The sequence below is a fragment of the Salipiger sp. H15 genome, assembly GCF_040409955.1.
Taxonomy (GTDB): Bacteria; Pseudomonadota; Alphaproteobacteria; order Rhodobacterales; family Rhodobacteraceae; genus Salipiger.
The window spans coordinates 1918973-1931594 of the sequence record NZ_CP123384.1; the positions used below are offsets into that span (position 1 = coordinate 1918973).

Annotated in this window: 13 protein-coding genes; 6 read left to right on the top strand and 7 right to left on the bottom strand. The window is 69.6% G+C overall.

All coding sequences use genetic code 11. The features are described 5' to 3' along the window. Window positions 1–26: 26 nt before the first annotated feature. Window positions 27–899 (top strand): MurR/RpiR family transcriptional regulator, encoded by an 873-nt coding sequence (locus PVT71_RS09385; RefSeq protein ID WP_353471521.1) that lies wholly within the window; start codon window positions 27–29, stop codon window positions 897–899. A 291-nt stretch (window positions 900–1190) separates the two neighbouring features. Here PVT71_RS09385 and PVT71_RS09390 read toward each other — a convergent pair whose 3' ends face one another. Further along, a complete protein-coding gene (locus PVT71_RS09390; RefSeq protein ID WP_353471522.1) occupies window positions 1191–2120 on the bottom strand; it encodes a 3-keto-5-aminohexanoate cleavage protein in 930 nt (309 codons plus the stop codon). Window positions 2121–2367: 247 nt separating this feature from the next. Between PVT71_RS09390 and PVT71_RS09395 the strand changes: the two genes are divergently transcribed. Next, window positions 2368–3108, top strand: coding sequence for a GntR family transcriptional regulator (locus PVT71_RS09395; RefSeq protein ID WP_353471523.1), 741 nt, complete (start codon window positions 2368–2370; stop codon window positions 3106–3108). After that, the gene (locus PVT71_RS09400; RefSeq protein ID WP_353471524.1) at window positions 3105–3872 is read left to right on the top strand and encodes an SDR family oxidoreductase; all 768 of its coding nucleotides are present in this window, start codon (window positions 3105–3107) and stop codon (window positions 3870–3872) included. Before PVT71_RS09395 ends, PVT71_RS09400 begins: the two co-directional genes overlap by 4 nt. A gap of 15 nt (window positions 3873–3887) precedes the next feature. Here the strand turns inward: PVT71_RS09400 and PVT71_RS09405 are convergent, their stop codons facing one another. Together PVT71_RS09405 and PVT71_RS09410 are read right to left on the bottom strand one after the other, a co-directional pair. Then, window positions 3888–4556, bottom strand: a complete 669-nt coding sequence (locus tag PVT71_RS09405) for a class I SAM-dependent methyltransferase (RefSeq protein ID WP_353471525.1) — start codon at window positions 4554–4556, stop codon at window positions 3888–3890. A gap of 111 nt (window positions 4557–4667) precedes the next feature. Then, window positions 4668–4910: a hypothetical protein gene (locus PVT71_RS09410; protein ID WP_353471526.1), complete on the bottom strand. Its 243-nt coding sequence runs from the start codon at window positions 4908–4910 to the stop codon at window positions 4668–4670. Window positions 4911–5196: 286 nt separating this feature from the next. On the opposite strand from PVT71_RS09410, the gene PVT71_RS09415 reads away from it, so the two are divergent. Continuing rightward, on the top strand, window positions 5197–5634 hold the full coding sequence (locus PVT71_RS09415; protein ID WP_353471527.1) for a DUF4168 domain-containing protein: 438 nt from the start codon (window positions 5197–5199) through the stop codon (window positions 5632–5634). 72 nt (window positions 5635–5706) lie between these two features. On the opposite strand, the gene PVT71_RS09420 is transcribed toward PVT71_RS09415, so the two are convergent. Then, on the bottom strand, window positions 5707–6513 hold the full coding sequence (locus PVT71_RS09420; RefSeq protein ID WP_353471528.1) for a hypothetical protein: 807 nt from the start codon (window positions 6511–6513) through the stop codon (window positions 5707–5709). Between the two features lie 135 nt (window positions 6514–6648). Beyond that, window positions 6649–8448, bottom strand: a complete 1800-nt coding sequence (gene lepA / locus PVT71_RS09425) for a translation elongation factor 4 (protein WP_353471529.1) — start codon at window positions 8446–8448, stop codon at window positions 6649–6651. Between the two features lie 344 nt (window positions 8449–8792). Here lepA and PVT71_RS09430 point away from each other — a divergent pair, with 344 nt between their 5' ends. Beyond that, window positions 8793–9125 (top strand): hypothetical protein, encoded by a 333-nt coding sequence (locus PVT71_RS09430; RefSeq protein WP_353471530.1) that lies wholly within the window; start codon window positions 8793–8795, stop codon window positions 9123–9125. A gap of 31 nt (window positions 9126–9156) precedes the next feature. Here the strand turns inward: PVT71_RS09430 and hisD are convergent, their stop codons facing one another. Beyond that, window positions 9157–10443 carry a histidinol dehydrogenase gene (gene hisD, locus PVT71_RS09435; protein ID WP_353471531.1) on the bottom strand — a complete coding sequence of 429 codons (1287 nt, stop codon included), beginning with the start codon at window positions 10441–10443 and terminating at the stop codon, window positions 9157–9159. Between the two features lie 110 nt (window positions 10444–10553). Here hisD and PVT71_RS09440 point away from each other — a divergent pair, with 110 nt between their 5' ends. Beyond that, window positions 10554–11522, top strand: a complete 969-nt coding sequence (locus PVT71_RS09440) for a LysR family transcriptional regulator (RefSeq protein WP_353473863.1) — start codon at window positions 10554–10556, stop codon at window positions 11520–11522. Window positions 11523–11716: 194 nt separating this feature from the next. Here PVT71_RS09440 and PVT71_RS09445 read toward each other — a convergent pair whose 3' ends face one another. Then, entirely contained in the window at window positions 11717–12481 is a 765-nt protein-coding gene (locus PVT71_RS09445; protein ID WP_353471532.1) for an alpha/beta fold hydrolase, read from the bottom strand. Window positions 12482–12622 lie beyond the last annotated feature (141 nt).

Below are 12622 nucleotides of genomic sequence, written 5' to 3' on the forward strand. Positions count from 1 at the left end.
TTTGCACCCGTCACGAAAGGCAGCCCGTGGAGACCAGCCCGTCCGGCACCGTGCGCCAGCTCATCCGCGAGCATTACGCGCAGCTCACCAATTCCGAGCGCAAGTTCGCGCAGGCCCTGCTCGACGATTACCCCGGCGCGGGAATCGCCTCGATCACCGCGGCCGCCTCCAATGCCGGGGTCTCGACGCCGACGGTGGCGCGGATGGTGCAGAAGCTGGGGTTCAAGGGCTACCCGGCCTTCCACGCGGCGCTCTTATCGGAGCTGCAGGCCAAGGTCTCGGGCCCCGAGGCGCGGCGGGCGGTCTGGGCCTCGGAGGCGCCGGAATCGCACCTGCTGAACCGCTTCGCCGAGGCGGTGACGCAGAACCTGCGGCAGACATTCACCAACATCGACGCGGCCCAGTTCGACGCGGCGGCCAAGCGGCTCGCCTCGACCGACGGGCGGCTCTACGTGGTCGGCGGGCGGATCACCCGCTCGCTGGCGGAATATGCCTTCACCCATTTCCAGGCGATCCGGGCGCGGGTCACCTACCTGACCTCCTCCTCGGCGACCTGGCCGCATTACGTGCTGGACATGGAGGAGGGCGACACGCTGCTGATCTTCGACATCCGCCGCTACGAGGACAACCTGCAGCGGCTGGCCGAGATCGCGGCGGGGCGGGGGATGCACGTGATCCTGATCACCGACCAGTGGTCGAGCCCGATCGCCAGCCTTGCCGAGCACGCGTTCAACTGCTGGGTCGAGATCCCCTCGGCCTGGGATTCCAACATCTCGACCCTGTCGCTGGTCGAGGCGCTGATCGCCGCGGCGCAGGAGGAGCGCTGGCCCGACGCCCGCGAGCGCTTCGAGCGGCTGGACGCGCTCTTCGAGCTGACGCGGCTGTTCAGGAAGCCGTGAGGCGCAAGGGGTGCAACGGGAGCCGGGCGCGCGCCGGCCCGTGGGGTGGCGCTGCAACGATTGTGGTCAGCACTTTATGCCCGCCAAGTTCGCGTGATACTCGAACGTCGTGCGTCGTGACCAAAGCGCCAGCCCGCCGGGACGGGCCGGCGCCCGCCCGGCGGCTTCGCCTTGATTCCGGGCGGTTGAGCTCCCCAACCCAGCCAAAAAGAAGCCCCCGGCGCCATGAGGGGGCGACGGGGGCCAGTCTGGGAGCATTCTCTCCCGAGGGGATTTCGTGCGGGGCGGGGCCTAGAAGCCGACCGCGTCCGCGCCCTTGGTGTCGAGGATCTCGCGCGCCTCGTCGGGCGTGGCGAGCTCCAGCCCCAGCCCCTCGATGATCTGCCGCGCCTTGCCGACCTGCTCGGCATTGCTGCGCGCCAGCTGGCCGGGCCCGGCCCAGAGCGAGTCTTCAAGCCCGACGCGCACGTGCCCGCCCATCGCGGCGGCCATGGCGGCGATCGGCAGCTGGTTCCTGCCCGCGCCGAGCACCGACCAGCGGTACTGGTCGCCGAAGAGCCGGTCGGCGGTGCGCTTCATGTGCATGACGTCGTCGGGATGCGCGCCGATCCCGCCCATCAGGCCGAACACGGTCTGGATGAACAGCGGGCCCTTCACGAGGCCCTGATCGAGGAAATACTTGAGGTTGTAGAGATGCGCCGTGTCGTAGCACTCGAACTCGAAGCGCGTGCCGAGCGCGCCGAGCGTGGTGACGATGTGCTCGATCTGGCCGAAGCTGTTGTTGAAGATGATGTTCTTGTTGCCGACGTAGTCCCGCTCCCACTGGTGCGCGAGGTTCGGGAAGCGCTGCAGCATCGGGAAGAGGCCGAAGTTCATCGAGCCCATGTTGAGCGAGGCGATCTCGGGCCGGTGCGTCTGCGCCGGGCGGATGCGCTCCTCGATGGTCATGGTCGGCGCGCCGCCGGTGGTGATGTTGACCACCACGTTCGAGGCCTGCTTGATCACGCCGAGGAAGGGGGCGAAGGCCTCGGGCGTCTGGTCCGGCCGACCGTCCTCGGGGTTGCGGGCATGCAGGTGCACGACGGCGGCCCCGGCCTCGGCGGCACCGATCGCGGCCTCGGCGATCTCGGAGGCGCTGACCGGCAGGTACTGCGACATCGAGGGAGTGTGGATCGCGCCGGTCACGGCGCAGGTGATGATCACCTTGCGGGTCTTGGCCATGGATGCCGGGCCTCAGGTCTGCCCGGCGCGGCGCGCCGGACGGCAAGTCTTGGTGGTTTTCGGCTGCATCGCGGTCCTCCCCGGGGCTGGTGCCAGAGATCACACCAGATTCTGGTGACCCGTGTTCCCGTGGCAGCGTTTCCTCCCTTGCCGCGGGATCAGCAGTTGCGGTCTTGTCCGTTCTGGTGTGATCTGAGATCACAGTTGCAGAAGGACTCGGAAAGAGTCAACGGGGAGAAACGGGGATATGAGCGGAAATGACGAGGCGTCACGGGACGCGCGGCCGCGCACGCTGTCGGAACAGGTGCATGAAACTTTGTGCGAGATGCTGCTCTCGGGTCAACTGAAGCCGCGGGACCGCATCTCGCTGCGCGACCTCGCCGAACGGCTGGGCGTGTCGATGATGCCGGTGCGCGAGGCGGTGAGCCGGCTGGCCGCGGGCGGGGCGCTGCTGGTCGAGCCCAAGCGCGCGGTGCAGGTGCCGCTGATGAGCGCCGAGGAATTCGCCGACCTGACCGAGATGCGCGTGCTGACCGAGGCGCAGGCCGCCCGGCTGGCCGCCGAGCGGGCGACGCCCGGGGAGATCGACGAGATCCTGAAGCTGGCCGAGCGGTTCGAGACCATCCTCGATTCGGCCTATGGCAGCCCCGAGGCGGTGGCGGCCAACAAGGACCTGCATTTCGCGCTCTACCGCGCGGCGGGCTCGCGGGTGCTGATGGACGTGATCACCATGCTCTGGCTGAAGGCCGGGCCGATCATCAACTACGACATCGGGGTGAAGGCGGCCCTGCCTCTGGAGGAGGAGATCGGCCGCTCGCGCACGCACCATTCGCGTGCCCACCACCGCCAGCTCTGCGATGCCCTGCGCGCCCGCGACGGCGCGGCGGCGGCGCAGGCGGTGACCGAGGACATCCGCGTCGCCTCGGAACTGATCCGGGCCTATGGCGCGGAGGAGATGGAAGACAGCAGGAGGAGGATTCTGCCGTGAACTTGGAACTGGAAGGCGCGCGGGTGATCGTCACCGCGGGCGCGCAGGGCATCGGGCGGGCCATCGTCGAGGGTTTCCTCGCCGAGGGCGCGCGCGTCGCGACCTGCGACATCGACGAGGCGGCGCTGGCGAGCCTGCCGGCAGAGGTCTGGCGGCAGCGCTGCGACGTCGCCGACGCGGCGCAGATCGGGGCCTTCATGCAGGGGGCGATTGCCGAACTGGGCGGGCTCGACGTGCTGGTCAACAACGCCGGGATCGCCGGGCCGACCGGGCCGGTCGAGGAGATCGACCCGGCGGAGTGGGAGCGGTGCCTCGCGGTCTGCCTCAGCTCGCAGTTCCACTGCGTGCGCCACGCCGTGCCGGCGCTGCGGGACAGCAGCAATGCCTCGATCCTCAACCTCTCGTCGATGGCCGGGCGGGTGGGCTTTGCCCTGCGCACGCCCTATGCCGCGGCGAAATGGGGGGTGATCGGCTTCACCAAGTCGCTGTCGATCGAGCTTGGCCGCGACGGCATCCGCGCCAACGCGATCCTGCCGGGCATCGTCGCCGGCGACCGCCAGCGCCGGGTGCTCGAGGCCAAGGCGCAGCGGCTCGGCAAGAGCTTCGACGAGGTCGAGGCGGCGGCCTTCTCCTACACCTCGATCAAGGACTACGTGACGCCGCAGCAGATCGCCGACCAGATCCTCTTCCTTGCCAGCCCGCGCGGGCGGACGGTTTCGGGGCAGGCGGTGTCGGTCTGCGGCGACTGCCAGATGCTCGCCTGAGCGGGCCGGTCCGGCTCAGCCTTTCGGCTGGGCCGGGTCGTTGGCAGGGAAGGGCGCGGTGGCCTCGTCGGTGCGCTCGAGCACCAGCAGGGTCATCATCCCCACGGGCGGAAGGGCGCGGCGCTCGACCAGCTTCAGCCCGGGCGTGTCCAGCACCACCGAGATGTCGAAATCCGCGTGCCAGCCGATCCGGTCGGCGAAGCGGGCGGTGCGGCGCGAGATATGCGCGAGCGGCCCCTGCTTCCGGGCGAAGTGGTTCGACATGATGAGCTGACCGCCCGGTTTCAGCACCCGCACCATCTCGCGCATCACGCGCTCGGGCTCGGGCACCACCGAGATCATGTGCATCGCCACCACCACGTCGAAGCTGGCATCGTCGAAGCCGAGGCTGCGCGCGTCCATCCGCTGCAGCGATTCCACGTGCGGCAGCTCCATGCGGGACACGCGGCGCTCGGCCTGCGCCAGCATCTCGGCGCTGTAGTCGACCCCGGTGACCTTCATGTGCCGCGGCATCAGCGGCAGCGAGAGCCCGGTGCCGACCCCGACCTCGAGCACCCTTGTGCCATCCGGCCCGGTCACCCGGCGCACGGCGGCGCGGCGGGCGGCCTGGGTGATGGCCCCGAAAGTCTGGTCGTAGATCGGAGCCCAACGGGCGTAGACGGCGGTTGCTGCGCGTGGATCCAAGATGCCCTCCCTGCATCGGCGACCCGGACGGACCGGGCCTTCCGAGCCGTACCATGGACTCGGAGCCGATGCGTGAAAAGGGCTCCTTCCGGAGTTCGCGGTATTTCGCGATCAGTTGATGCCGAGGATCTTCATCGCCTCGGCCAGCACGTCGACCGATTGCTGGTGCTGGCCGGCGGCGTGGTACTTCTCGCCCTCGGCGCGGAGCTCCTTGACCTTGGCGAGCTCGGCCGCCGAGAGGTTCGGGCCGCTGGCGAGGGCGGCGTCGATCTTCGCCATGTCGGCGGGGCAGTGGAAGGCGAAGGCGGGGGCGGCGGCAAGGCTGAGTGCCGCGGCAAGGACAAAGCGTTTCATCGTGTTTCCTCCCTTGGGTGCGCCGAGTGTAGCACGAAAGGGGCGCTCACGCCGGGGTGATCCTGCAGGCGCATCCTTGCCCTTTCGGGGGCTCCGGCCCGGCGATGTTCCGCGGGCCCGGCTTGACGCGCGGCGCGCCGCCGCCCTGCGGGGGCCGTCCCGGCATGTCCCCGCTCGCGGCGCGCGGATCACCCGGTGCTGCGTTGCGGCGAGCGCGCGGCGGGCCTAGCTCTCGGGAGAAGCCGCGGGATGCTCCCGCGCATTTCCATACGGGAAGGAGACTTCTATGAAACTCAACGGCACGCTTCTCAAGTCGACCGTCATCGCCGCGCTGATCGCGGCCCCGCTCGCCCCGGTGATGGCGCAGACCGCCGCGCCCGAGGCCCCGGCGACGCCGCCCGCGGCAGAGGCCCCGGCGATCCCCTCGGTGGAGTTCAGCGAAGAGCAGCTGACCGCCTTCGTCGACGCCGCCGCGCAGGTGCAGGCGGTGCAGGAGGACTACATGGCGCAGATCGAGGCCGTCGAAGAGCCCGAGGGCAAGCAGGCCCTGGTCGAGGAGGCGCAGGTCGAGATGGCCGACGCGGTGAACGAGACCGAGGGCATGGACGTCGACACCTACAACCAGATCGGCCAGGCGGCGCAGGCCGACCCCGAGCTCAACCAGCGCATCATCGCGATGCTGCAGGAGCGCGCGCCCGCCGGCCCCGAGACGATGACCGAGTGATCCCCCTCAACAAGGTCATCGCGGAGCCGCCCCCTCGGGGGCGGCTCTTTTCATGTGGGGCTCCCGCCCGCCTCACTCCGTCGCGGGCGCGGCGGGAGCCTCGATGGCCGGGGCCGCAGGGGCAGGAGTCGGGGTGGCTGCGGGCGCGTCCGCGGCGGGTGCGGCGGGCGCTTCGGTCGCCGGGGCCATCTCGGTCGGGGTCGGCAGCTCCTGCACCGCGCCCTCGGGCAGGACTTCGGTCGGCGCGTCGGAGGGCACGAAGACCACGCGGCCGATCTTGCGGTTCGGGCCCCAGCTGCGGTGCTTCAGCATCCCGTCGACGATGTAGAGATCCTGCACGCGGTAGGTGGCGCGGGTGCCGGCCTCGTCGTGGATCTCGATGAACGGGTTCAGCGTGTCCTCCTCGAGGCGGAAGAAGCGCGGGTCCGAATGCGCCTCGAAATCGCGCATGATCATCAGCACGCTGTCGTAGTCGGTGATCCGCTCGTCGACGAAATAGGCGCAGGTGGCCTCGTAGCCCGCGCCGCCCGCGCCGAGGATCAGCGCCGGCACCCAGACCATCGGGTTGGCCATGGCGGCCGCCGCCGCCGCGCCGCCGCCCTCGAGCAGCCCCGCCGCGCCGCCCGAGGCGGCGAGCTTGCCGCCAAGCAGCGTGAGGCCGCTGGTGGCATTGACCAGCGTGTAGAACCCGCCCTGGCCCTGCTGCACGCCGGTGGCGGCGGCGACGGCCCCGGTGGCAGCCGCGGCCGCGCCGGTCACGGTGTCGCCGACCAGCCGGCTCGGCCGGTAGTCGCAGATCGCGGCGGAGAGGGAGGTTGCGGAAAGAAGCAGCGCCAGCGTGGCGGCGAGGGGCTTCAGGGGCGTCTTCGGTGCGGGCATCGGAAAGCTCCCATGCAGGATAGCGTTGAAGAGGGGGGAGGGGAGGTCACGGGGCCCGCTCGGGGCCCCCAACGTGAAAGGCCGGGACATCAATGCCCCGGCCTCCTGGTGTGGTGCTGGCCGGGATGTCCCGGATCAGTCGTCCATCTTGAGCGCGGAGATGAAGGCCTCCTGCGGGATCTCGACCTTGCCGAACTGCCGCATCTTCTTCTTGCCGGCCTTCTGCTTCTCGAGCAGCTTCTTCTTCCGGGTCGCGTCGCCGCCGTAGCACTTGGCGGTCACGTCCTTGCGCATCGCCGACAGGGTCTCGCGCGCGATCACCTTGCCGCCGATCGCGGCCTGGATCGGGATCTTGAACATGTGGCGGGGGATCAGCTCTTTCAGCTTCTCGCACATCGCCCGGCCGCGGGTCTCGGCGCGGTCGCGGTGGACCAGCATCGAGAGCGCGTCCACCGGCTCGTCGTTCACCAGGATCGACATGCGCACGAGGTTGTCCTCGCGGTAGCCGATCATCTGGTAGTCGAACGAGGCGTAGCCCTTGGTCACCGATTTCAGGCGGTCGTAGAAGTCGAACACCACCTCGTTCAGCGGCAGGTCATAGACCACCATCGCGCGGTTGCCCGCGTAGGTCAGATCGAGCTGCAACCCGCGACGGTCCTGGCAGAGCTTCAGCACGTCGCCGAGGTATTCGTCGGGCACCAGGATCGTCGCCTTGATGCGCGGCTCCTCGACGTGGTCCACCTTAGACATGTCGGGCATGTCGGCGGGGTTGTGCAGGTCGATCTTGGTGTCGTCCTTCATGTAGATATGGTAGATCACCGACGGCGCGGTGGTGATCAGCTCGATATCGTACTCGCGCTCGAGACGGTCGCGGATCACCTCGAGGTGCAGCAGCCCGAGGAAGCCGCAGCGGAAGCCGAAGCCGAGCGCCGCCGAGGTTTCCATCTCGTAGCTGAACGAGGCGTCGTTCAGCGCCAGCTTCTCGATCGCGTCGCGCAGGTCCTCGAACTCGGCGCTGTCCACCGGGAAGAGACCGCAGAACACCACCGGAACCGAGGGCTTGAAGCCCGGCAGGGGCTTCTCGGCGCCCTTCTTCTCGTGGGTGATCGTGTCGCCGACCTTGGTGTCGCGCACCTGCTTGATCTGCGCGGTGAGGAAGCCGATCTCGCCCGGGCCCAGCTCGTCGACGTTCTGCATCGCCGGGCGGAAGACGCCGATCCGGTCGACCGGATAGGTCGCGCCGGTCTGCATCATCTTGATCTTGTCGCCCTTCTTCAGGACGCCGTCCATGATCCGCACGAGCACGACCACGCCGAGGTAGGAATCGTACCAGCTGTCGACCAGCATCGCCTTCAGCGGCGCGTCGCGCTCGCCCTTGGGGGCGGGCAGGCGGTGCACGATGGCTTCCAGCGTTTCCTTGATGCCGAGGCCGGACTTGGCCGAGACCAGCAGCGCGTGCTCGGCGTCGATGCCGATCACGTCCTCGATCTGCTCCTTCACGCGCTCGGGCTCCGAGGCGGGCAGGTCGATCTTGTTCAGCACCGGCACGATCTCGTGGTCGGCGTCGATGGCCTGGTAGACGTTGGCGAGGGTCTGCGCCTCGACGCCCTGGGTGCTGTCGACGACGAGCAGCGAGCCCTCCACGGCGCGCATCGAGCGCGACACTTCATAGGCGAAGTCGACGTGGCCGGGCGTGTCGATCAGGTTGAGCACGTAATGCTCGCCATTGTCGGCGACGTACTCGATCCGGACGGTGTTCGCCTTGATGGTGATGCCGCGCTCGCGCTCGATATCCATCGCGTCGAGCAGCTGCTCCTTCATCTCGCGTTCCGAGACGGTGTTGGTGGACTGGATCAGCCGGTCGGCCAGGGTGGATTTCCCGTGGTCGATGTGGGCAACGATGGAGAAGTTACGGATATGCGCGAGATCGGTCATGATTGGCCCGATATGTAAGGGTTTTGGCCCCCGGTCAAGCCGGATCGAAGGGCAGGTGGCGCTGCTGCGCCGATGCGCCTCACCCGCCGGCAAATGCTGACGCGGGGGAGGTCCGGCAAAGCCCCGCCACGTGCCGGTTCCCGGGATCGCGGCGGCGTCTGCCCGCGGGTCCGGATATCCCGGCACGGGGTCGGCGCCGTTGCGGTCACCTAGCGTTGCGGCAAGCGCTGTCCAGCAACGATTCGGTGAATTGAAACCGCCGCGCGCTTCGGGCATCCTTGCGGAAACTCCGGTGTGACGGGCGCAAGACCCGTGGAGCGAAGGGCAGTTAAGAGAGCAGGCGGATGAAACCGATTTACCTGGTGACGATTTTGGCGCTGGTGGCAGGCTGCGGTGGCGGCTCGGGCACGGGCTACCGATATTATGCGAACGGTCCGGTCAGCAATGCGTGCATGAGCTCGGACCGCAAGGCGCGCAATGACGCGCTCTGCGGCTGCGTGCAGGCGGCGGCCAACGACGAGTTGAGCTCGGGCGACCAGCGCCGGGCGGTCCGCTTCTACCGCGACCCGCACGAGGCGCAGGAGGTCCGCCAGTCGACCCGCCGCGGCGACAAGGAATTCTGGACCCGCTACTCGGCCTTCGTGACCCGCGCCGAGCGCATGTGCACCGGGCTCTGAGCCCGGCACCCGCGGCAGACGCGATCCTCCCTCATCCCGCCGCCCGGCACTGACCGGGCGCCAGCCGCGCCTCGGCGCTGCGGGCATGGCCTTCCATGCCCTCGGCACGGCTGATCCCGGCGCTGGCCCGGGCAAGCTCGGGCAGCGCCTCGGGCGCGGCCTCCTGCCAGGTGACGCACTTGAGGAACTTGTGCACCGAAAGCCCGCCGGTATGCCGCGCGGCGCCGCCGGTGGGCAGCACGTGGTTGGGCCCGGCGGCCTTGTCGCCGAAGGCCACGGTGGTCTCTGCACCAAGAAACAGCGAGCCGTAGCTGCGCAGCCGCTCGCGCCACCACGGCAGGTCGCGCGCCATGACGTGCAGGTGTTCGGGCGCGTAGCGGTCGGCGAGCGCCGCCATCTCCTCGCGCGTGGTGCAGAGCATGACCTCGCCGAGCTGCGCCCAGGCCTCGCGCGCCGCCGAGCGGTTGGGCTCGGGCAGGGTCTCGGCTAGCTGCGGCAGCCGCGCCAGCACCGCCTCGGCGAGCGGGCGGTGATCCGTCGCCAGCCAGACCGGGGAGTTGCCGCCATGCTCCGCCTGACCCAGCAGGTCGAGCGCGACGGTCTCGGGATCGGCGCTGGCATCGGCAAGGATCATCACGTCGGTCGGCCCCGCCACCATGTCGATGCCCACGGGTCCGTAGAGCTGCCGCTTGGCCTCGGCGACGAACTGGTTGCCCGGCCCGGCGAGGATGTCGGCCCGCGGCAGGCCGAAGAGGCCGAAGGCCATGGCCGCGATCCCCTGCACCCCGCCGAGCGCCATCACCTCGTCGGCGCCCGCGACATGCAGCGCGTGCAGCAGGGCGGGCGGAATGCCGTCTCGTCCCGGCGGCGCGCAGGCGATCACCCGGGCGACCCCGGCAGCGCGGGCGGTGGTCACGGTCATCAGCGCCGAGGCGATGTGCGCGTAACGCCCGCCCGGCACGTAGCAGCCCGCGCAGCCGACCGGGATCAGCCGCTGCCCGGCGCGCAGCCCGGGGCGCAGCTCGATCTCGAACTCCTGCACCGAGGCCCGCTGTGCCTCGGCGAAGGCGCGGATATTGGCATGGGCATAGGCGATGTCCTCGACCAGCGTCACGGGCAGGGCGCGCTGCGCCTCGGCCAGCCGCGCCGCCGGCAGGACGATCTCGCCCTCCCAGCCGTCGAGCCGGGCGGCGTAGTCGAGCGCCGCCGCCTCGCCTTCGGCGCGCAGCCGGGCGAGCATGATCTGGACGATGTCTGCGGTGTCGGCGGCGGCCTGCGGCGGCAGGCCGGGCGCGGGCTTGAGATGGGTCACGGGCATGGGGGAAGGTTCCGGCCTGTCGTTGGGGAGTTTCGGAATTCGTGAATCTGTGCCACGCTCCGCCCAAAGCGGTGCGGGACGGAACCCGGCGCGTGAGAGGGATGGACGGGATGCTGATGAAGGGGATCAGCCTGCGCGGCCTCGAGGTGTTCGAGGCGCTCGCGGCCAGCGGATCCGTGGCACAGGCGGCCGAGCGCACGGGGCTCAGCCAGCCGGCGGTGAGCCAGCAACTGCGCAATCTCGAGGCGGCGCTCGGCACCGATCTCGTCGACCACGCCCGGCGGCCGATGCAGCTCACCCCGGCGGGGCGGTCGTTCCTGCTGCGCACGCAGGCGGTGCTGAGCCAGCTGCGGCTGGCGCAGAACGAGCTGACGGTGATGGACCTCACGCACCTGTCGCAGCTCAACCTCGGGGTGATCGACGATTTCGACAATGACCTCACGCCGCAGCTGGTGACGATCCTCGCCGAGAACATGACGCGCTGCCGCTTCAAGCTGGTCACCGCGCCGAGCCACGAGATCATGCAGTCGATGGTCGACAGCCACCTGCACATCGCCATCGCCGCCAGCCCCGGCACGGCCTCGCCGGGGATCATCGAGTATCCCCTTGTCCGCGATCCGTTCCTTCTGGTGGCGCCGCGCGGCAAGGCGCGCGAGGCGGGCGGCACCGAGGCGCTGATGTCGGCGCTGCCGATGCTGCGCTACGACCGCGACCAGATGATCGGCCGGCAGATCGAGACGCACCTGTCGCGGCTCAAGCTCGACTTCCCCGAACGCTTCGAGATCGGCGCGCACCTGTCGCTGATGACGCTGGTGGCGCGCGGTGTCGGCTGGGGCATCACCACGCCGCTCGGCTTCATGCGCGCCGCCCGCGTGCATGACCGGATCGAGGCGCACCCGCTGCCGATCCGCCCCTTCGCCCGCACCATCTCGCTCTTTGCCGCCGCCGACTGGGCCGACCGCGTGCCGCGCGACGTGGCGCGGACCATGCGCCAGCTGGTGTCGGATCTCGTCATCACCCCGGCGCATCGCCAGCTGCCCTGGCTCGAGGGCAAGCTGCACCTGCTCGAAGGGGACTGACCCGGAACGACCGGGGGCTGCGGCACACATGGGACGGATTTCCGGAACTTAAGAGTTTCGGAAACTAAGGGCCCGGGCCGGGCCTCGCGCAAGGGGGCGCGGGGGCGATTTCGAAAGAGGAATGCGCGGTTTCCGAAAAGCCGAATCCGCGCGCTGGGACGCCCGCCAAACGGGCGCCCGCGAAACCTGGGGGATCAGGCGGTCAGGTCGAGGAAGGCGCGGACGGCGGCCTCGAACTCGCGCGGCTTCTCGGCGTGCAGCCAGTGACCGCAGCCCGGCAGCTTGGCGAATTTCGCGCGCGGGAAGAGCGCGCGGATCCGGTCCCGGTACTCGGGACGCAGGTAGGTCGACTCGGCGCCCGACAGGAAGAGCGCGGGCCCCTCGAAGCGGCTGTCGAGCTCGGGGAAGTCGAGGATCTTCGGCATCTCCGCCTCGAGCACGTCGAGGTTCAGCTTCCAGCGCCGCTCCTTGAGGTCGAGCGACTGGGTGAAGAAGCTGCAGAGCGTCGGGTCGTCGAGCACGCGGGCGAGCTGGTCGTTGGCGTCCGAGCGTTTCTCGATCGCCGCGAGGTCGACGGTGCGCATCGCCGCGATGTTCTGGTTCTGGTCATGGCTGTATTTCACCGGCGCGATGTCGGCGAGGATCACCCGGTTGACCAGCTCGGGCCGGGTCAGCGCCAGCACCATGCTCGCCTTGCCGCCCATCGAATGGCCCAGCACGTCGGCGCGCCCGCCAAGGCTCTCGATCACCTCGGCGATGTCGCCGGCCATGTCGAGATAGCCGTGGCTGTCGCTCCACGGGCTGTCACCGTGGTTGCGCTGGTCCACCGCGATCACCTCGCGCTGGTCCGAGAGGCGCTTGGAGATCACCCCCCAGTTGCGCGCGGAGCCGAAGAGCCCGTGGACGATGACGAGCGGCGGTTGGTCGGTGGCGGAGCCGTGGCGGATCATGTTCAGCATGGCGCCTGTCTAGGACGCTGCCGCGGGACGGAAAAGCGCAAAACGCGCGGCGCCGGGGCAAATCTCTTCGAAGAAATTTGCAACCTCCTTGGAAGGAGGTTGGCGGCGCCCCGCCGTTGCGGCTTGCGCGCGGGCGGCAAA